Source organism: Streptomyces marincola, from assembly GCF_020410765.1.
GTDB classification, from domain to species: Bacteria; Actinomycetota; Actinomycetes; order Streptomycetales; family Streptomycetaceae; genus Streptomyces; species Streptomyces marincola.
The window spans coordinates 3,141,884-3,161,754 of record NZ_CP084541.1 but is presented as its reverse complement, the minus strand read 5'-3'; the positions used below and the strand labels follow the sequence as shown (position 1 = coordinate 3,161,754).

The window sequence follows — 19,871 nt, the reverse complement described above, 5'->3', positions numbered from 1 at the left end:
CCCGCGACACCGGCACCGACATCCGCACGGCCCATGGTCCCGGCGCGCCCCGCGCCCACCGGCACGAGCCTCGCCCCCGCCGCGGTCGAGCCGGCCGACCTGCCGGAACTGCTCGAAGCGGTGCGCCTGCGCCTGGCCGAGGAAGGCGCGGAACCGACGCCGGGCAGGGTGGCGGCCGCGCTGCGCGACCACGGCCGGCTGCTCGGCGACAGCGCCGTGCTCTCGGTGGTGCGCGCGCTGCGTTCCGAGCTGGTCGGCGCGGGCCCGCTGCAACCGCTGCTCGCCGAGCCCGAGGTCACCGACGTCCTGGTGAACGGACCCGCGGAGGTGTGGGTCGACCGCGGACGCGGGCTTGAGCGCACCGCCGTCCGTTTCACCGACACCTCCGCGATCCGCAGACTCGCCCAGCGGCTGGCCGCGGCGGCGGGCCGCCGCCTCGACGACGCCCGCCCCTGGGCGGACGCCCGGCTGCCCGACGGCACCCGGATGCACGCGGTGCTGCCGCCCGTGGTCGTCGGCTCTCCCTGCCTGTCCCTGCGCGTGGTCCGCCGGCGCGCGTACACCCCGGCCGAGCTGACCGAGGCCGGCACGCTCCCTCCCGGCGGTGAACGGCTGCTGCGGGCCATCCTGGCCGCGCGCCTGTCCTTCCTGATCACCGGGGGCACCGGAACGGGCAAGAGCACGCTGCTGGCCGCGTTGCTCGGCCTCGTCCCTCCCGACGAGCGCATCGTCCTCGTGGAGGATTCGGCGGAGCTGCGCCCCAGCCACCCCCATGTCGTCCGCCTTGAGACCCGGCCGGCGAACCAGGAGGGCGCCGGCCGGATCACCCTGCACGACCTGGTGCGCCAAGCGCTGCGGATGCGCCCGGACCGGCTCGTCGTCGGCGAGGTCAGGGGCCGGGAGGTCACCGAGCTGCTCAGCGCGCTGAACACCGGGCACGACGGCGGCTGCGGAACCCTGCACGCCAACGCGGCGACAGATGTGCCCGCGCGGCTCGAAGCACTCGGCAGCACCGCGGGACTGCCGAGGGCCGCCCTGCACAGCCAACTCGCCGCCGCGCTCTCCGTGGTGCTCCACCTGGTGCGCGATCGTTCGTCGGGCCGGCGCAGGCTCGCGGAGATCCACGTCCTGTGCCAGGACGACACCGGCCTGGTGCACACGCTGCGCGCGGCCAGATGGGCCCCCGAGGGCTACGCCCGAGGGCCCGGCTGGCAGCGTCTCGCCGCCCTGTGCGCCCCGAGCGACGGAGACCTCCTGTGACCGGGCAGCTCGGTCCGTTCACGGCTGCGCTCTGCGCCGGAGCGGGTGCGTGGCTGCTGGCCGCGGGCCCGCGCGGGCGTGGCCGGACCGCGGCGCTGCCGGCCGGCCCCGGCGCCGCGGTCCCCGTCCCCCGGGCCGGTCGGCGGATGCCGCGCATCGCCGGCGCCGCCGAACTGCGGATCGTGCTCGGCTGCGCCCTCGCCGGGGGGCTGCTCGCCCTGTGGGGCGGCTCCCCGCTGCCGTTGCCCGCCGCGGCGCTCTCGGTGCCCGCCGCGCTGCGCGCGTGGCGCGGGCGGGCCGCAGAACGGGCCGCCGAGCGCGCGCGTGAGGCGGTCATCGCGTTCTGCTCGGAACTGGCCGCGGAGGTGCGAGCGGGACGTGCGCCCGCACAGGCCGTCGTCGCGGTCGGCACGGACGGCCTCGGGCCGCCGGGCGCGGGCGTCCTGGCGGCGGCCAGGTACGGCGGTGACGTGCCCGCGGCGCTGCGGGCCGCGGCCGTCCGGCCGGGCGCGGACGGCCTGCGCGGCGTCGCCGCCTGCTGGTCGGTCGCGGTCGACGGCGGCGCCTCGTTCGCCGCAGGGCTCGAACGTGTGGCGGGGGCGCTGCGCGCGGAGCGCAACCAGCGGGACGAGCTGCGGGCCCAGCTCTCCGGGCCGCGGGCGACGGCCGCGGTGCTCGCGGCGCTGCCGCTGTTCGGCCTCGTGCTCGGAGCCGTCATGGGCGTCGCGCCGCTGCGGGTGCTGCTCGGCACCCCGGCCGGACTGGTGTGCCTCGCCACCGGCGCCGCCCTCGAATGGGCGGGTATCGCCTGGGTTCGGGCCATCGTCGGCGCTGTCGAGCGGGGTGCGCCGTGATGCCGGCGGACGGCCGCGCGGCTGTGCTCGCGGCCCTCCTCGCCCTCGCGGCCATGGCCGTGCCCCGGTGGCCGCGCGGCGGCCGTGCCGTGCGCGGGCGCCTTGAGGTGCTGCGCGGCGAGCCGCCGGGTACCGCGGCGCGGGCGCGCCGGGCGCCATGGCGCCTGCCCGGCCCGAGGCCCCCGTGGCGGAGGTCCCCGGCGGGCGAGGACGGCAGGCTGGCCCTGGCCGGGGAACTGCTCGCCGCCTGCCTGATCGCGGGCGCGTCACCGGGCGCGGCGGCCGACGCGGTCGGGGCCGCACTCGGCGGGCCGCTCGGCGAACGGCTGCGCCGCGCCGCGCACGAGCTGCGTCTCGGCCGCGAACCGGCGGCCGTGTGGGCGGCGTTCGGCCGGCTGCCGGGAGCGGGCGGGCTCGCGCGGCGGCTGGCGTCGGCGGAGACCAGCGGCACGCCGATGGTGGCGGCGGTCACCGCGGAGGCCGCCGAGACCCGGGCCAGACGCCGCCGCGCGGCACAGGTCCGTGTCCGGCGGGCCGCCGTGCATGTGACCGGCCCGCTGGGGCTCTGCTTCCTTCCCGCGTTCCTTCTGATCGGGGTGGCGCCCGTCGTCATCGGGATGGCCGGGGAGCTGCTGTGAATGGTTCCGTCCCGAAGTGGCGCCCCGGCGCCCGGGCCGGGCCGGGACACCCCGTCCGTCCGCGGACCCGCCACCCCGTCCGGCTCTCCCACCGGAACCACTCGTCGAACAGGACCGTGCGCGTCACGCGCGCACGGCGGAAAGGACCATCCATGTCACCGTTCAGGTCGCCGTCCATGTCACCACTGGGGAGTCCGTTCGGGTCCCGGATCGGGACGGCGTTGCGACGCTGGGCCGGCGCCCGCCGCCTCCGGGCACGCGACGACGGAATGAGCACCGCGGAGTACGCCGTCGGAACCATCGCCGCCGCCGCCCTCGCCACCGTGCTGCACCAGGTCGTCACGTCCGGGGCGGTGAGCGATGCGTTGCAGGGGGTGGTCGAACGGGCGCTCGGCACCCAGCCGTGACCGCGCGGGCGACCGCGGCTACGTCACGGCCGAGAGCGCCCTGGTGATCCCCTCGCTGGTCCTGCTGCTCGGCTTGCTGCTGTGGGGACTCGCGGCGGTCGCCGTGTCGGCGCAGTGCGGCGACGCCGCCCGGGCCGGTGCCCGGGCGGCGGCCAGGGGCGAGCCGCCCGAAGTGGTCGAACGGATCGCGCGCGAGGTCGCGCCGCCCGGCGCGGAGGTCAGGACGGCCCGGGACGGCGACCTGTACCGGGTCGCGGTGTCCGCGGGCACACCGGGCCCCGGACTGCTGACCATCCCGGTGGACAGGAAGGCGGTGGCGTATGCCGAGCAGGGCTGAACGCCGTCCGGCGGGGGCGCGCGACCGCGGCTCGGCGACCGTGTGGGGCGCGCTCTGCGCGACGCTGCTGTGCGTGGTGTTCGGGGTCGTCCTGGCGCTCGGGCAGGTGACAGGCGCCAAGCAGCGGGCGACCGGCGCCGCGGATCTCGCGGCGCTCGCCGCGGCCGACGCGGCCGGGGACGGGGCCGAGGCGGCCTGCGACCTCGCCCGCCGGGTGGCAGCCGCACAGGACGCCCGCGTGGTGCGGTGCCACGTCGGCGGTGAGATCGCCGACCTCACCGCCGAGGCGGGGGCCGGGCCCTACACGGTCCGGGTCAGGGCGCGGGCGGGGCCGGGTGACGCAGCAGTTCGGTGAGGAGCCGGAGCGCGCCGGCCTTGTGCAGCGGCTCGTTCCCGTTGCCGCACTTGGGCGATTGCACGCAGGACGGGCAGCCGGCGGCGCACTCGCAGGCCGCGATCGCGTCCCTCGTGGCGGCCAGCCAGCGGGCCGCCGTGTGGAAGGCGCGCTCGGCGAACCCGGCGCCGCCCGGGTGGCCGTCGTGGACGAACACCGTGGGCAGCCCCGTGTCGTGGTGCAGCGCCGTGGAGACGCCGCCGATGTCCCAGCGGTCGCACGTGGCGAACAGCGGCAGCATCCCGATCGCCGCGTGTTCGGCCGCGTGCAGCGCGCCCGGCAGCGTCTCGGGGTCGATCCGGGCGGCGGCCACCTGCTCCTCGGTCACCGTCCACCACACCGCGCGCGTCCGCAGCGTGCGGGCGGGGAGGTCCAGCCGGGTCTCGCCGAGCACCTCGCCGGTCAGCAGCCGGCGCCGCAGATAGGAGACCACTTGGTGGGTGACTTCGACGGAGCCGAAGCACAGCCTGGCGTCGCCCCACGCGACCTCGACATCGGTGTCGAGCACCGACAGCTCGGTGACCTCGCGGGCGGACGTGGACCACGGCGGTGCCGCCTCCTCGACCAGGGCCACGGACTCCTTCAGGTCCAGCTCCCTGACGACGTAGCTGCGGCCGTGGTGCAGGTGGACCGCACCCGCGTGCACCGTGCCGTGGGACGCGGCGGCGTCCACCGTGCCGAGCAGCCGCCCGGTGCCCTCCTCCACGACGCGGACCGGCTCGCCGCCCTGCCCGCGGATGTCGACCGTGTCGGCGGGGCGTTCCCTGCGGGTCCAGTACCAGGAGTCGCCGCGCCGCCGCAGGAGCGCCCGGTCCGCCAGCTTGGGCAGCAGCTCGGCCGCCGTCCGGCCGAACAGCCCGGACCCCTCCGCGAACTCGGCCGCCCGCAGCGGCAGCTCGGCCGCCGCCGCGCACAGGTGGGGCGCCAGCACGTACGGGTTCCCCGGGTCGAGGACGGTGCTCTCCACCGGCCGCCGGAACAGCGCGTCCGGGTGGTGGACGAGATAGGTGTCCAACGGATCGTCCCGGGCCACGAGCACGGCCAGCGCCCCCTGCCGCTGCCGGCCCGCACGGCCCGCCTGCTGCCACAGCGACGCCCTCGTGCCCGGATAGCCGGCCATCAGCACGGCGTCGAGCCCGGCGACGTCCACGCCGAGTTCCAGGGCGGTGGTCGCGGCGAGCGCGAGGAGTTCGCCGGTGTGCAGGTCGCGTTCCAGGGCCCTGCGCTCCTCGGGCAGGTAGCCGCCGCGGTAGGCGGCGACACGCCCGGCGAGGGCGCGGTCGGTCGCGGCGAGCCGTTCCCGGGCGATGAGGGCGATCAGCTCCGCGCCGCGCCGGGAGCGGACGAACGCCAGCGTCCGCACGCCCTGGGCCGTGAGATCGGTGAGCAGCTCGGCCGTCTCCGCGGTCGCGGTGCGGCGGACGGGGGCACCGCGTTCGCCCGCGGCCTCCGTGAGCGGCGGCTCCCAGAGGGCGAAGACGAGTTCGCCGCGCGGCGAGCCGTCCTCGGCCACCTCCGCGACCGGCAGGCCGGTGAGCCGTGAGCCGAAGGTGCCGGGCTCCGCCGTGGTCGCCGAGGCCAGGAGGAACACCGGCTCGCCGCCGTAGTGCGCGCAGACCCGCCTGAGCCTGCGCAGCACCTGGGCCACATGCGAGCCGAAGACGCCGCGGTAGACGTGGCACTCGTCGACGATCACGTAGCGCAGGGAACGGAGGAACGAGGACCAGCGCCGGTGGGCCGGCAGCAGTCCGCGGTGGAGCATGTCGGGGTTGGTGAGCAGCAGGTTGGCGTGCTCCCTGGCCCACGCGCGGGCCTCGGGCGGGGTGTCGCCGTCGTAGGCGGCCGGGCGGACGGCCGTGCCGAGCGGCGCCGCCAGGCCGCGCACGGCCCGCAGCTGGTCGGCGGCCAGCGCCTTCGTCGGGGCGAGGTACAGGGCGGTGGCGCCGCGGCGGTTCGGCGCGGCGGCGCCGTCGAGCAGGGCGCTGAGCACCGGTACCTGGTAGGCGAGCGACTTGCCGGAGGCGGTGCCGGTGGAGACGACCACGGACTCGCCGCGCAGCGCGTGCTCCGCGACACGCGCCTGGTGGGTCCACGGCCGCTCGATCCCCGCCGCGCGGACGGACGACACCACCTCGGGCCGTATGCCTTCGGGCCAGGAGGCATGACGGCCGGGGCGCGCGGGCACGCACTCCATGTGGGTGAGGCGTGGGGCCCGCTCGCCATGCCCGCGCAGACGTTCGAGCACCGCCCGTGGGGACGGGCGGCGTATGCCGGTCTCGGCCGCTTCCGGCGGCGCGCAGTCATGGGACATCGGTACCGAGTCTGTCACTGGTCCGACGGACAATGGCTGTAAGACGTCGTCCTGGGCAGGCGACAAGTGGTTGAATGCCCTGGCGGCTGCCGATCCATGGGGGGCGACCGCTCGTTAGCAAGGTGCTGGAGGATCCGTGGACCTGTCCCTGTCGACCCGGACCGTTGGCGACCGTACGGTCGTTGAGGTAGGCGGCGAGATTGACGTATACACCGCGCCCAAGCTGCGCGAACAGCTGGTCGAGCTGGTCAACGACGGCAACCACCACCTCGTGGTGGACATGGAGCGCGTCGACTTCCTCGACTCGACCGGGCTTGGTGTGCTGGTCGGCGGCCTGAAGAGGGTGCGTGCCCAGGAGGGTTCGCTGCGCCTGGTGTGCAACCAGGAGCGCATCCTCAAGATTTTCCGGATCACCGGCCTGACCAAGGTGTTCCCGATCCACGAATCGGTGGACGAGGCCATCGCGGCCACCGACTGAGAAGCCCGCGCCGCTCGGCGGCTCGGGAAAAAGAGATTCACACCACACCGCGGCCGTCCCGTGCGCCGTCGGTTCCGTCGGTATCGGTGCCGCGGCCGGGGCGGTAAGCCGCACGATCGAGGGGGATGGCAATGGCCACCGTCGAACTGCGCTTCAGCGCCTCGCCCGAGCACGTGCGCACGGCCCGGCTGGTGGCCGCCGCGGTCGCGCGCCGGGCGGGAGTCGACGAGTCGGTGCTCGACGAGCTCAGGCTCGCGGTCGGTGAGGCGTGCAGCCGCGCGGTGGGCCTGCACGCGATCCACGGACTGACGACCCCGGTCCGTGTGGCGTTGACGGAGGGCGAGAAGACGTTCTCCATCGAGGTCGGCGACGACGCGCCGAGCGCGGTGCCCGCTCCTCGTGACCGTACGGCGGGCGAGGCGGCCGAGGAGACCGACGAGCTGGGACTCGCCGTCATCAGCGGTCTCGTCGACGACGTCGAGGTCATGTCGGACGCCGCGGGCGGCAAGATCCGCATGAGCTGGCCCACGGCCGGTGCCCCCCTGTCCTGAACCACCCCGCGCCGGCCCGGCGTCGCGGGCATCGCGCGCTGTCAGTGGCGTCTGACAGTCTGGGCGGCGTGACGCGGGAGGAGTTGCTGAGCGCACTGGCCGGCCTGCGGCGTGCCCAGGTGCGCGGTCGCCGGGCGCCGCACAAGCCGTTGCTCGTGCTGTGGCTGCTGGGAAGGTTCGCCGCTCACGGCACCTCCGCCATCGGCTATGCCGAGGCGGAGGAGCCGGTGAGCCGCATGATCAACGATTTCGGACCACAGGTCCGCGGTGCCGCGGCGGCCAGGCAGCGGGCGGCGATGCCGTTCGTGCACCTGGAGCGCTCCCTGTGGGACGTGCGGGACGCCGCGGGCGAGCCGATAGGCACCGAAGCGGCCGAGAGCGGTCCGAAGCTGCGGGAGCGCGGCGCGCACGGCCGGCTCCGCCCGGAGGTGGAACGCCTCCTCGCCGATCCCGGCACGCTGGCCGCGGCGGCTCGCGTACTGCTCGACGAGCACTTCACCCCGACACTCGAAGCGCCGATCTGCGAGGCGGCCGGGCTGGACCTGACGGCCGTGGAGGCGTCCGCGTTCCTGCTGATCGAGGACCGGCGCGTGGCGAGGCGCAGGAGCGCCGCGTTCGCCGAGGCCGTGCTCATCGCCTACGCGTACGCATGTGCGATGTGCGGGTTCGACGGACGGCTCGGCCGCACCCCGGTGGGGATCGAGGCGGCACACATCCGGTGGCACAGCCAGGACGGCCCCGACGAGGTGCGCAACGGGCTCGCGTTGTGTGCGTTGCACCACAGGCTGTTCGACCTCGGCGTCCTCGGCCTGACCGGTGACGGAGCCATCAGGGTGTCCGGTCTGTACGTGGCGGGCGGGCCGGCGGCCCGGCAGGTCGCGGACCTGGAGGGGCGGGAGCTGGCCGCGCCGGGGCGGGGCAGGCCGCGACCGGCCGGCGAGTTCGTCGCCTGGCACGGTGCGCAGGTGTTCAAGGAGGGTTCGGTCGCCGCCTGAGGGACGTGTTCCGCACCGGCCCAACCGCCTGACGGCGTGTCGGTTTGTCGATGAAACGGTGGTCGGGGGCGTGGTGATGTCCGTTGACGCCCGCGGGACTTCGACACCGGCGCGCCACGCCCGACGGAATCCGCGCGCCGCTGGTGCGAATGGCTGCAATGGCGGACAAGATGCCTGGGCTTCACTCGGAAGAGGGATGGGTGGCGTGTAAGTTCGCGCCCTGGGGCCCGGAGCACAGGCTCTGAGGGCGCAGGACCGAGAACGGACAACGGGACGAGGAACGGTGAACAAGAAGCTCGCGGTGACACTGTCGGGTGGTGCGGCGCTCCTCCTCACGCTGACGGCGTGCGGTGGCGGGGACAGCACCGAGGAGGCCGACCGCTGGGCCGCCTCCGTGTGCGACGGCCTTCAGCCGCAGGTGGAACGCATCCAGTCCGCGTACTCCGCCATCGCCGAGGTCAGCGAGGGCAACCGGGCACCCGAGGAGGTCCAGGAGGCCGACTCGCAGGCGTACGGCGAGATCTCCGCCGCCTACTCCGAGATCGCCGGCGTGGTCGAGGAGGCGGGCGAGCCGCCGGTCGACGACGGGGAACGCGTGCGCGACGACGCGGTCGCCGCGCTCAACGACCTCTCCTCGTCGTTCGGCGAGCTGAAGGAGCAGGTCGACGCGCTGGACACGTCCGACCAGTCGGCGTTCGCCGAGGGCCTCGGGGAGATCGTCCCGCGCCTTGAGGAGCTCGGGCAGAGCGGCAACGACGCGCTGAATGAGCTGGAGGCCGGTGAACTGGGCGAGGCACTCGGCCGCCAGGAGGGCTGCCGGGCCGCCTCCCCCGCGCCGGACGGCGACGGTGCCGGGGGCGACGCGGAGGGCGAGTCCGGCGAGGCGCCGGAAGACGAGCAGGGCGAGCAGGGCGAGGAGCAGGACGAGGCCGGCGGCGCCGGCGACGAGGGGCAGTGACGACAATGGGGACGTGAGCATTCCCCGTCTCCCCGAGCCAGGCCCCGGCACCACCCGGCTGCGCCAGGCCCTGCTGGCCGCCTCGTTCACGCCCGAGGGACTGCGCGACCGCCTCGGCGGGCCCGCCGAGGCCGCGCTCGCCCGCGGCGAACGCGTGCCCGCGCGGCGCGCCCTCCGCGGCGCCGACGACGCGCCGGCCGTGCTGACGCGCCTGTTCCTGCTGCGCGAGCCGGTCGTGACCCGCGCGGCCGAGGGCGCACTGCCGCTCGACGCGGCGGTCGAGGACGGCTGGCTCGAACGGGACGGCGACGAGGTGCGCGCGACCGTGGACGTGCGCCCCTACGCGGCGGACCCCGGCCGCGACTGGTGGATCGTCTCGGACGCCCGCCCCGGCCCCGGCGCGCCGGGTTCGCCCGGCCGGGACGTCGTGCTGGGAGCCGGCGGCGCCTCCGCGACGCTGGCCGGGCTGACCGCGCGGCGGCCGGTCGACCGCGCCCTCGACCTCGGGTCCGGTTGCGGCGTCCAGACGCTGCACGCCACCACGCACGCGCGGTCCGTGACCGCCACCGACGTGAACCCGCGCGCCCTACGCATGACGGCGCTCACCCTGGCGCTGTCCGGTGCCCCGGCCGCCGAACTGCGCGAGGGCTCGCTGTACGAGCCGCTGGAACGCGGCCGGTCCGCGCCGGCCCGCCCAGGGCCGAGTCCCGGCCCAAGGCCCGGCCCCGGCCCGGTCTTCAGCGAAGCCGACCGCGCCGGTGGGCTCCGGGACGAGGCCGAGAGCGCCGGCTTCGGGCTCATCGTCTCCAACCCGCCGTTCGTCATCTCGCCGGCCGCGCCGGGCGCCGGCCTGACCTACCGCGACGGCGGGCTGGCGGGTGACGAGCTGTGCCGGCGCCTCGTGGCGGGTTCCGCCGCGCACCTCGCCGACGGCGGTCTGTGCCAGGTGCTGGCGAACTGGGAGCACGTCTCCGGCGAGGACTGGCGCGAACGCGTCGCCGCCTGGGTGCCGCCGGACTGCGACGCGTGGATCGTTCAGCGCGAGGTGCAGGATGTCGCCGAGTACGCCGAGCTGTGGCTGCGCGACGCCGGCGCGCACCGGGGCGACCCGGCCGCGTACGAGGCGGCGTACGACGCGTGGCTGGCGGAGTTCGCGGCGCGCGGCACCGAGGCGGTCGGCTTCGGGTGGATCGCGGTGCGGCGGCGTTCCGGGGCCGGGCACGGGGACCACCGCGTCGAGGACTGGCCGCACGCCGTCGCCCAGCCGCTCGGCGACAGCGTGTGGGCGCACTTCGAGCAGCGGGACTTCCTGCGGGAGCACGATGACGCCGCGTTGCTGCGCGCCCGGTACGTGCTGGCCGACGATGTCGTCCAGGAGCAGATCGGCACGCCGGGCGATGAGGACCCCGAGCACGTCGTCCTGCGCCGGCGGCAGGGCATGATGGCCGCCCGTGCCATGGATACGGTGGGCGCGGGTTTCGCAGGCAGCTGTGACGGAACACTCCCCGCCGGAACGATCCTCGACGCGATCGCGCAACTCATCGGAGAGGACGCCGTCGCGTTGCGTGACAGGTCGGGGGAGTGGCTGCGGCCACTCGTTGAGCAGGGATTTCTGCGTCCCGCGCGGTGAGTGACGACCCGCGGCGCGCCGCCCGGCGGCACGGACGGTGACTGAGCACGGACAACATGTCGGAGTCGCCGGGCGGCGGGAACGGCGGATCTCGGGTTACCGTTCGAGATGCGTTGCGGGGTTTTCCCATTTGACACGCAGCAGGGATGTACCGTCACACTCCGCACCGTCAGTACTTTCCCCGCGGCTGGAGAGAAGAGCAGAAGTTGTCCCCGACCAGCGAGACCGCGAACGGCGGACGCCGACTAGTCATCGTCGAGTCGCCCGCCAAGGCGAAGACGATCAAGGGCTACCTCGGCCCCGGCTATGTGGTCGAGGCCAGCGTCGGGCACATCCGCGACCTGCCCAGCGGCGCGGCCGAGGTGCCCGCCGAGTACAAGGGGCAGCCCTGGGCGCGCCTCGGCGTCAATGTCGAGGCGGATTTCGAACCGCTGTATGTCGTCAACAGTGACAAAAAAGATCAGGTCCGGAAGCTGAAAGCGCTGCTCGCGGATTCCGACGAGCTGTACCTCGCAACGGACGAGGACCGTGAGGGCGAGGCCATCGCCTGGCACCTCAAGGAGGTGCTCAAGCCCAAGGTTCCCGTGCGCCGCATGGTCTTCCACGAGATCACCCGGGACGCCATCAGGGCCGCGGTCGACAACCCGCGCGAGCTGAACCAGCTCCTCGTCGACGCCCAGGAGACCCGCCGCATCCTCGACCGGCTCTACGGCTACGAGGTCTCGCCGGTCCTGTGGAAGAAGGTCATGCCGCGGCTGTCCGCCGGCCGCGTGCAGTCCGTCGCCACGCGCCTGGTCGTCGAGCGCGAACGGGAGCGCATCGCGTTCCGCTCGGCCGAGTACTGGGACCTGGTCGGCACGTTCGCGACGGTCCCGGCCGACGGCACGTTCGACGCCCGCCTGACCAGCGTCGACGGCCGCCGTGTCGCCCAGGGCCGCGATTTCGGCCCCGACGGGCTGCTGAAGAACCCCGAGCAGGTCCAGCAGCTCAGCGAGGAGAACGCCCGCGCGCTCGCCGCGGCGCTCGCGGCGACGGCGTTCAGCGTCCGCTCGGTCGAGTCCCGGCCCTACCGCCGTTCGCCCTACGCGCCCTTCCGCACCACCACGCTCCAGCAGGAGGCGTCGCGCAAGCTCGGCATGGGCGCGAAGGCCGCGATGCAGGTCGCCCAGCGCCTGTACGAGAACGGCTTCATCACCTACATGCGGACCGACTCCACGACCCTGTCGGACACCGCGGTCGCCGCCGCGCGTTCGCAGGTGGCGCAGCTGTACGGCGCCGACTACCTGCCGGAACGGCCCCGCGTGTACGCGAGCAAGGTCAAGAACGCCCAGGAGGCGCACGAGGCGATCCGCCCCTCGGGCGACCGCTTCCGCACGCCCGCCGAGACGGGCCTGACGGGCGATCAGTACCGGCTCTACGAGCTGATCTGGAAGCGCACCGTGGCCTCGCAGATGAAGGACGCCGTCGGCCAGTCGGTCGCCGTTCGCGTCGGCGGCACCAGCGCGGACGGGCGGGACTGCGAGTTCAGCGCCACCGGCAAGATCATCACTTTCCACGGCTTCCTCAAGGCCTACGTCGAGGGCGCGGACGACCCGGGCGCGGACCTCGACGACCGCGAACGGCGGCTGCCGCAGGTCGCCGAGGGCGACCCGCTCACCGCGCGCGAGGTCACCGCGGACGGCCACGCGACCAAGCCTCCGGCCCGCTACACCGAGGCGTCGCTGGTGAAGGAGCTTGAGGAACGCGAGATCGGCCGGCCGTCGACCTACGCGGCGATCATCGGAACGATCCTCGATCGCCGGTACGTGTTCAAAAAGGGCACCGCGCTGGTCCCGTCCTTCCTCTCCTTCGCCGTTGTGAACCTGCTCGAACAGCACTTCGGGCGGCTCGTCGACTACGACTTCACCGCCCGGATGGAGGACGACCTCGACCGCATCGCGACCGGCGACGCCGAGGCGGTGCCGTGGCTGCGGCGCTTCTACTTCGGCGAGAACGGCGGAGCCGCGGCCGGAGCGGGCGCCGCCGACGCGGGCAACGGCGACGGGGACCACCTCGGCGGCCTGAAGGAACTGGTCACCGACCTCGGCGCGATCGACGCGCGCGAGATCTCCTCCTTCCCCGTCGGCGACGACATCGTGCTGCGCGTCGGCCGCTACGGGCCCTACGTCGAGGCCCCGCCGGACCCGGACGCCGGCCCCGACGCGCCGGCCAGGCGCGCGGACGTCCCCGACGACCTGCCGCCCGACGAGCTGACCACGGAACTGGCGAAGGAGCTGCTCGCCAAGCCGAGCGGTGACTTCGAACTCGGCACCGACCCGGAGTCCGGCCGCCAGATCATCGCCAGGGACGGCCGTTACGGCCCCTACGTCACCGAGGTGCTCCCCGAGGGCACGCCGACCACGGGGAAGAACGCGGTCAAACCGCGCACCGCGTCGTTGCTCAAGTCGATGTCGCTCGACAGCGTCACCCTCCAGGACGCGCTGCGGCTGCTGTCGCTGCCGCGCGTGGTCGGGGTCGACCCCGCGTCGGAGCAGGAGATCACGGCGCAGAACGGGCGTTACGGCCCCTATCTCAAGAAGGGCACCGACTCGCGCTCGCTGACCAGCGAGGAGCAGATCTTCACGATCACGCTCGACGAGGCGCTGGCCATCTACGCCCAGCCCAAGCAGCGCGGCCGGGCCGCCGCCAAGCCGCCCCTGAAGGAACTGGGCGAGGACCCGGTGACCGGGCGGCCCGTGGTGGTCAAGGACGGCAGGTTCGGTCCCTACGTCACCGACGGCGAGACGAACGCGACGCTGCGCCGGGACGACGACCCCCAGACCATCACGGCGGAACGCGGGTACGAACTCCTCGCGGAAAAGCGCGCGAAGGGGCCGGCCAAGAAGAGCGCCGCGAAGAAGACGGCGGCGAAGAAGTCCACCGCGAAGAAGTCCACCGCCAAGAAGACGGCGGCGAAGAAGACCACGGCGAAGAAAGCCACGGCCAAGAAGGCCGCGACCAAGACGACGGCGGCGAAGAAGACAGCCGCCAAGAAGACGACAGCGAAGACGGCGACCGCGAAGGCGGCGGCGGCCCAGAAGGGCGCGGACGGCGGCGAGTAGGGCGCGCGCCGGCGCACCGCCCGTTCCCCGTGCGAATGTTCGGGCGGGTGGCGCCGCCGTCGGTGGCGGCGGCTACGCTGGCCGAATGACGCGAGCGCAGCAACCAGAGGTTGTCGACCAAGCCCGCGGCGCCACCGACGAGGCGCTCGCCGCGGACTCCCGCGAGCGTGCCAGGCGGGCACTGTTGCAGGTTCCGCCACTGCGGCGGTTGTGGGAGGCGCAGTTCGCCGGCGGCATCGGCGACGCGCTCGCGCTGCTCGTGCTCGTCCTGCTCGCCGTCCAGGCCGCCGTGTACGTGCCCGTCGGCGGTGAGCCGGTTTTCGGCGGCGAGTACCGCGGCGTCGCCCTGGCGGTCACGGTCGCCCTCGCCGTACGTCTGTTCGCCACTCTGCTCGGCGGAGTGCTCCTGCTCGGTCCCGTCGCCGGCCTGCTGGCGCCGTCGGGACCGCTCGACCGCCGCTGGACCATGATCGGCGTCGACGGCCTCCGGGCCGCGCTCCTCATCGTCGCCCCCCTGTGGATCGACTGGCTGCCGGACAGCGCGTACCTCTACGTTCTGCTCACCGTGTTCGTCACCGGCCTGGCGGAACAGGTGTGGACCGTCGCGCGTGACGGCGTCGCCCCCGCGCTGCTGCCCGCCCCGCCGCCCGAGGGAGCCGCGGTCCGCCCGCTGCCCGACCACCACGACGCGCTGCGCAGGCTGTGGCTGCGCAGCGGGTACGTCGCGATCCCCCTGGCCGCCGCCGCGCTGGTCGCCGCCACCCTCCTGAGCAACGCGCTCGCGACGCGGCTCGACTGGTTCTCCGACCACCAGGCGGCCCTGGCCTCCTACGTGGCGGCCGGCTTCTTCGCCGCGGCGATCTCCGTTCTCTACTTCCTGCGCCTGCCGGCCGGTGACGCCCGGCGCCCGGTGTCGCCGCTCGAAGGGCTGCGCCGCCCGGCCGCCGGCACCGCGCCCGACAAGGGGCGCACCGGCGCCATCCCGGTGCTCGTCCTCGGCTGCGCCGCCGCCGCGGCGGCCGTCGCCGCCGCCGTCGCGCTCGGTGTGCTGCACGTGGCCGACCTCGGCGGCGGGCCGGTCGCCTACGGGCTGCTCGTGCTCGTGCTCACCGGCGGTGTCGCGGCCGGCGTCCGGCTCGCCCCCTCGATGCTGCCCGCGCTGTCCCGGCGCCGGCTGTTCGCGCTCGCGCTCGCCCTGACAGGACTCGGCCTCTTCGGCGCCGGCCTCATCTCCGATCCGGCGACGGTGCTGTTCACCGCGGCGGCCACGGGCGTCGCGGCCGGTGTGGCCGCGCACACCGGGCACGTCCTCCTCGACCAGGAGGCCGAGGAGTTCCGCAGGCCGCGGCTGACCCGCCACCTGCACGCCGTCGCCCGGGTCGCCGTCGCGCTCGCGGCCCTGGCCGCGCCGCTCGCCGCGGCCCTCATCGGGCCGCACCGGGTGGAGCGCGGCGACTTCGTCATCGACCACGGCGGCGCGGCGTTCACGCTCATGATCGTGGGCGTCCTGCTGCTGCCGGTCGCCGCCGTGGTCCTCGGCCGCACCGACGACCGGCGCGGCGTTCCGCTGCGGCGCGACCTCACCGAGGCGGTGCGCGGCGGTGCCGCGGAGCCCGGCCCCGCGACGGCGGCCACCGGGTTCTTCATCGCCGTCGAGGGCGGTGACGGCGCGGGCAAGTCCACGCAGGTGGAGGCACTCGCCGACTGGATCCGCGGCAAGGGGCACGAGGTCGTCGTCACGCGGGAGCCGGGGGCGACCCCCGTGGGCCAGCGGCTGCGGAGCATCCTCCTCGACGTCTCCTCCGACGGCCTCTCCTCCGAGGCCGAGACGCTGCTCTACGCGGCCGACCGCGCCGAGCACGTCGCCTCCGTCATCCGCCCCGCGCTCGACCGCGGCGCCATCGTCGTCTCCGACCGCTACACCGACTCGTCCATCGCCTACCAGGGCGCGGGCCGCGACCTGTCCTCGACCGAGGTCGCGCGCATCTCCCGGTGGGCCACCGGCGGGCTCGTTCCGCACCTGACCGTACTGCTCGACGTCTCGCCCGAGACGGCGCGCGAACGCTTCACCGAGGCGCCCGACCGCCTGGAGTCCGAGCCGCACGAGTTCCACCAGCGGGTCCGTTCCGGCTTCCTGGCCCTCGCGGCGGCCGATCCGGCCCGTTACCTCGTCATCGACGCGGGGCAGGACCCGGAGTCCGTCACGACCGCGGCCAGGCACCGGCTCGACCAGCTGCTGCCGCTCTCCGAGGCGGAGATCCGCGCCAAGGAAGAAGCACGCAAGCGCGCCGAGGAGGAAGCGCGCCGGCGTGAGGAGGAGGAGCGCAGGCGCAAGGAGGAAGAAGAGCGCCTGGAGCGCGAACGCCAGGCCGAGCTCGCGCGCCTGCGCGCCGAGGAGGAGGAGCGCAAGCGGCGCGAGGAGGAGGAACGGCGCCGCGCCGAGGAGGCCCGCCTCGCCGAGGAGGCCAGGCTGCGCGCCGAGGAGGCCCGCCGCCTCGCGGAGGAGGAGCGCCGCCGCAAGGAGGCCGAGGAGCGGCTGCGCCGCGAGGAGGAGGAGCGCCGCCGCCGGGAGGCCGAGGAGGAGGCCAGGCTGCGCGCCCAGGCGGAGGAGCGGCGCAGGGAGAAGCAGCGCAAGGCCGAGGAGGCGCTCCAGCGCGCCGAGGAGGCACGGCTCGCCGTCCAGGACAACACCGACACCGTGCAGGTCCCGCTGCCCTCCGACCCCGACAGCGAGCAGACCGCCATCATCCCCCGCGGCGAGGGCCCCGAGACCACCGAGCAGACCCGCCAGCTGCCGATGCCGGGCCGTGAGGACGCCGAGGACAGGCCGCCCGCCCGGCGGCCGCGCCCCCAGTGGGCCGAGGAGACCCCGCTCGACGACGTGCCCACGCTCGCCGACGAACTGCTCGGGCCGCGCCGGACCGGCAACGGCGAGGACGGCGGGGAAGGCGGCGGCAAGGACGGCGACGGGGGCGAACGCCGCCGCTGACCGCCGGCGGAGGCCGCGGTCCCGCGCCGACCGGTCACTGTCAGTGGCGTGCCGCACAATGGCAACGACCGGCGCGGCTGGGGAGCACCGCGCGGGAAGGACCGGAAAGGACGCAGCGATGGCGGTCTGGGACGACGTGGTCGGCCAGCAGCGCGCGACCGAACAGCTCGCCGCCGCGGCGCGCGACGCCCACGCCTACGTCACGGCGGCGGAGCAGGGCGCCGCGCCCGAGCTGGCCGGCTCGGCGATGACACACGCCTGGCTGTTCACCGGCCCGCCGGGTTCCGGGCGCGCGACGGCGGCGCGCGCGTTCGCCGCCGCGCTCCAGTGCACCAGCCCCGACCTCGCCCTCGGCGGGAGCCCCGGCTGCGGGTTCTGCGACGGCTGCCATACCGCCCTCGTCGGCACCCACGCCGACGTGGACGTGATCCGCACCGACCTGCTGACCATCGGCGTCAAGGAGACGCGCGACCTCGTGCGCCGTGCACAACTGTCCCCGGCGGGCGGGCGTTGGCAGGTCATCGTCCTTGAGGACGCCGACCGCCTCACCGAGGGCGCGGGCAACGTGCTGCTCAAAGCCGTCGAGGAGCCCGCCCCCCGCACGGTGTGGCTGCTGTGCGCGCCCTCGACCGAGGACGTTCTGCCCACGATCCGTTCCCGGTGCCGCCACCTGGCCCTGCACACCCCGCGCGTCGACGCGGTCGCCGACGTGCTGGTGCGGCGCGACGGCATCGAGCCCGACGTGGCGCACGCCGCCGCGCAGGCCACCCAGGGGCACCTCGAACGCGCCAGGCGGCTCGCCACCGACGCGGAGGCGCGGAGCCGCCGCGCCGCCGTGCTGCGGCTCCCCGAGCGGCTGACCGACGTCGGCGGCTGCCTGCGCGCCGCGCAGGAGCTGGTGGACGCCGCCGCGGCCGACGCCAAGCAACTCGCCGAGGAGCTGGACGAGAAGGAGACCGAGGCGCTGCGCGCCGCCCTCGGCGCGGCCGACGGCAAGCGGCTGCCCCGCGGCACGGCCGGAGCCATGAAGGAGCTGGAGGACAAGCAGAAGCGCCGCGCCACGCGCACCCAGCGGGACGCCCTCGACCTCGCCCTCACCGACCTCACCGGCTTCTACCGGGACGTGCTGGCCCGGCAGTTCGGGTCCCGGGTGGCGCTCTCCGGGGGAGAGAGCGCCGACGCCGTCGAGCGCGTCGCCGCCGCCACCGCGCCCGAGCAGACGCTGCGCCGCATGGAGGCCATTCTCGACTGCCGCCGCGCCCTGGACCGCAACGTCGCCCCCCTGCTCGCCGTCGAGGCGATGACCATGGCCCTGCGTTGAAAGCACTACGCTCACAGGACCACATGGCACCGCTCAGTCCGGGGGACTCATGCGCACCACAGGCCGCCTCGGCCTCGCCGCCCTCACGGCGACCACTCTGCTCCTGACCGCCTGCTCCTCGGACGACGGCTCCGACGAGGGGCCGCCGTCCGACCCGGAGAGCGGTTCCTCCTCCGCGGCCCCCGACGCACCCGCGCTCGAACCCCTGCCCGCGGAGATCCCCGCCGACCTGCGGCCCTACTACGACCAGCGGCTGAGTTGGGAGCCCTGCGGGGCGGCCGACTTCGAATGCGCCGACCTCACGGTCCCCCTCGACTACGAGAACGTCGACCCCGCCGAGGACATCCGGCTCACCGTCACCCGTTCCGCCGCCACCGAGCCGGACGAACGGATCGGTGCCCTCCTGATGAACCCGGGCGGCCCCGGCGCCTCCGCCGTCGACTTCGCGCAGAGCGCCGCGTCGTTCCTCTACCCGTCCGAGGTCCGCGCCCGGTACGACATGGTGGGCTTCGACGCCCGCGGCACCGGGCAGAGCGAGCCCGTCGAGTGCCTGACCGGCGACGAGATGGACGACTACACGCTGACCGACCGCACGCCCGACTCCGACGCCGAAGTGGACGAGCTGCTCGCGGCGTTCGACACGTTCGCCCAGGGGTGCCAGGAGCGTTCCGGCGAGTTGCTCGGGCACATCTCGACCATCGAGTCCGCCCGCGACATGGACGTCCTGCGCGCGGCACTGGGTGACGAGAAGCTGCACTACGTCGGCTTCTCCTACGGCACCAAGCTCGGCGCGGTCTACGCCGGACTGTTCCCCGAGCGCACCGGGCGGCTCGTGCTCGACGCGGCCATGGACCCCAGGCTGTCCACGCTGGACACCGACCGCGAGCAGGCCGGCGGCTTCGAGACGGCGTTCCGCTCGTTCGCCGAGGACTGCGCCTCGCGCGACGACTGCCCGCTCGGCACCGGCGGCCCCGACGCCGCGTCCCAGGCGCTCCTCGACTTCTTCTCCACCGTCGACGCCGAGCCGCTGCCGTCGGGCGACGGGGAACGCCCCCTGACCGAGTCCCTCGCGCAGACCGGGGTGGCCTACGCCCTGTACGCCGAGGACCTGTGGCCCATGCTGCGCGACGCGCTCGCGAGTGCCATCGACGACGGCGACGGGTCCGGCCTGCTCGCCCTCGCCGACGCCTACAACGAACGCGGCGCCGACGGCACCTACGGCACGACGATGTTCGCCTTCCCCGCCATCAGCTGCCTCGACAGCCCCTCAGGCAACCAGGACGCCGACGCGGTCCGCGACGCGCTCGCCTCCTACGAGGAGGCCTCGCCCACCTTCGGCCGCGACTTCGCCTGGGCCACGCTGCTGTGCGCCGCCTGGCCGGTCGAGCCCTCGGGCGGACCCGTGAGCATCCCCGCGACCGGCGCCACCGACATCCTCGTCATCGGCACCCTTCGCGACCCGGCCACCCCCTACGCGTGGGCCGAGGGCCTGGCCGAGCAGCTCGACACCGGCATCCTGCTCACCTACGACGGCGACGGCCACGGCGCCTACGGCGGCGCGAGCGAGTGCGTCGACTCCGCGGTCAACGCCTACCTGCTGGAGAACGTCAGCCCCGAGGAGGGCACAACCTGCTGATGCGCTGCGAT

At 74.8% G+C, this 19,871-nt stretch carries 16 protein-coding genes; 15 read left to right on the top strand and 1 reads right to left on the bottom strand.

Annotated features, from left to right (window positions below; genetic code table 11):
• The first annotated feature begins 33 nt into the window (after positions 1-33).
• From LC193_RS13480 to LC193_RS13455, 6 genes are all read left to right on the top strand, one after another.
• Positions 34-1,260: a TadA family conjugal transfer-associated ATPase gene (locus LC193_RS13480; RefSeq protein WP_226074326.1), complete on the top strand. Its 1,227-nt coding sequence runs from the start codon at positions 34-36 to the stop codon at positions 1,258-1,260.
• Positions 1,257-2,114 carry a type II secretion system F family protein gene (locus tag LC193_RS13475; protein ID WP_226074325.1) on the top strand — a complete coding sequence of 286 codons (858 nt, stop codon included), beginning with the start codon at positions 1,257-1,259 and terminating at the stop codon, positions 2,112-2,114. The genes LC193_RS13480 and LC193_RS13475 overlap by 4 nt, the downstream gene beginning before the upstream one ends.
• The gene (locus LC193_RS13470) at positions 2,114-2,752 is read left to right on the top strand and encodes a type II secretion system F family protein (RefSeq protein ID WP_226074324.1); all 639 of its coding nucleotides are present in this window, start codon (positions 2,114-2,116) and stop codon (positions 2,750-2,752) included. The genes LC193_RS13475 and LC193_RS13470 overlap by 1 nt, the downstream gene beginning before the upstream one ends.
• 269 nt (positions 2,753-3,021) lie before the next feature.
• Positions 3,022-3,159: a DUF4244 domain-containing protein gene (locus LC193_RS28985; protein ID WP_264086269.1), complete on the top strand. Its 138-nt coding sequence runs from the start codon at positions 3,022-3,024 to the stop codon at positions 3,157-3,159.
• Positions 3,113-3,496: a TadE family type IV pilus minor pilin gene (locus LC193_RS13460; RefSeq protein WP_226074323.1), complete on the top strand. Its 384-nt coding sequence runs from the start codon at positions 3,113-3,115 to the stop codon at positions 3,494-3,496. Before LC193_RS28985 ends, LC193_RS13460 begins: the two co-directional genes overlap by 47 nt.
• Positions 3,480-3,851: an Rv3654c family TadE-like protein gene (locus LC193_RS13455; RefSeq protein ID WP_226074322.1), complete on the top strand. Its 372-nt coding sequence runs from the start codon at positions 3,480-3,482 to the stop codon at positions 3,849-3,851. The genes LC193_RS13460 and LC193_RS13455 overlap by 17 nt, the downstream gene beginning before the upstream one ends.
• On the opposite strand, the gene LC193_RS13450 is transcribed toward LC193_RS13455, so the two are convergent.
• Entirely contained in the window at positions 3,811-6,201 is a 2,391-nt protein-coding gene (locus tag LC193_RS13450) for a DEAD/DEAH box helicase (RefSeq protein WP_226074321.1), read from the bottom strand. The two genes, LC193_RS13455 and LC193_RS13450, sit on opposite strands and share 41 nt — an antisense overlap.
• 136 nt (positions 6,202-6,337) lie before the next feature.
• On the opposite strand from LC193_RS13450, the gene LC193_RS13445 reads away from it, so the two are divergent.
• The 9 genes from LC193_RS13445 to LC193_RS13405 all read left to right on the top strand — a co-directional run bounded on the left by LC193_RS13445 (position 6,338) and on the right by LC193_RS13405 (position 19,860).
• Complete coding sequence (locus tag LC193_RS13445; RefSeq protein WP_052847650.1) at positions 6,338-6,679, top strand: STAS domain-containing protein; 342 nt, start codon at positions 6,338-6,340, stop codon at positions 6,677-6,679.
• 131 nt (positions 6,680-6,810) lie between these two features.
• Entirely contained in the window at positions 6,811-7,230 is a 420-nt protein-coding gene (locus LC193_RS13440; RefSeq protein WP_226078580.1) for an ATP-binding protein, read from the top strand.
• A 68-nt stretch (positions 7,231-7,298) separates the two neighbouring features.
• The gene (locus LC193_RS13435; protein WP_226074319.1) at positions 7,299-8,225 is read left to right on the top strand and encodes a phosphorothioated DNA-binding restriction endonuclease; all 927 of its coding nucleotides are present in this window, start codon (positions 7,299-7,301) and stop codon (positions 8,223-8,225) included.
• A gap of 283 nt (positions 8,226-8,508) precedes the next feature.
• Positions 8,509-9,183 (top strand): small secreted protein, encoded by a 675-nt coding sequence (locus LC193_RS13430; RefSeq protein ID WP_318842153.1) that lies wholly within the window; start codon positions 8,509-8,511, stop codon positions 9,181-9,183.
• 13 nt (positions 9,184-9,196) lie between these two features.
• The gene (locus LC193_RS13425; RefSeq protein WP_226074318.1) at positions 9,197-10,813 is read left to right on the top strand and encodes a DUF7059 domain-containing protein; all 1,617 of its coding nucleotides are present in this window, start codon (positions 9,197-9,199) and stop codon (positions 10,811-10,813) included.
• A 206-nt stretch (positions 10,814-11,019) separates the two neighbouring features.
• Positions 11,020-13,914, top strand: coding sequence for a type I DNA topoisomerase (topA, locus tag LC193_RS13420; RefSeq protein WP_226074317.1), 2,895 nt, complete (start codon positions 11,020-11,022; stop codon positions 13,912-13,914).
• A gap of 85 nt (positions 13,915-13,999) precedes the next feature.
• Complete coding sequence (gene tmk, locus LC193_RS13415) at positions 14,000-16,903, top strand: dTMP kinase (RefSeq protein ID WP_226074316.1); 2,904 nt, start codon at positions 14,000-14,002, stop codon at positions 16,901-16,903.
• Between the two features lie 118 nt (positions 16,904-17,021).
• Positions 17,022-18,224, top strand: a complete 1,203-nt coding sequence (locus tag LC193_RS13410) for a DNA polymerase III subunit delta' (RefSeq protein WP_226074315.1) — start codon at positions 17,022-17,024, stop codon at positions 18,222-18,224.
• Positions 18,225-18,273: 49 nt separating this feature from the next.
• Positions 18,274-19,860 carry an alpha/beta hydrolase gene (locus LC193_RS13405; RefSeq protein WP_226074314.1) on the top strand — a complete coding sequence of 529 codons (1,587 nt, stop codon included), beginning with the start codon at positions 18,274-18,276 and terminating at the stop codon, positions 19,858-19,860.
• Positions 19,861-19,871 lie beyond the last annotated feature (11 nt).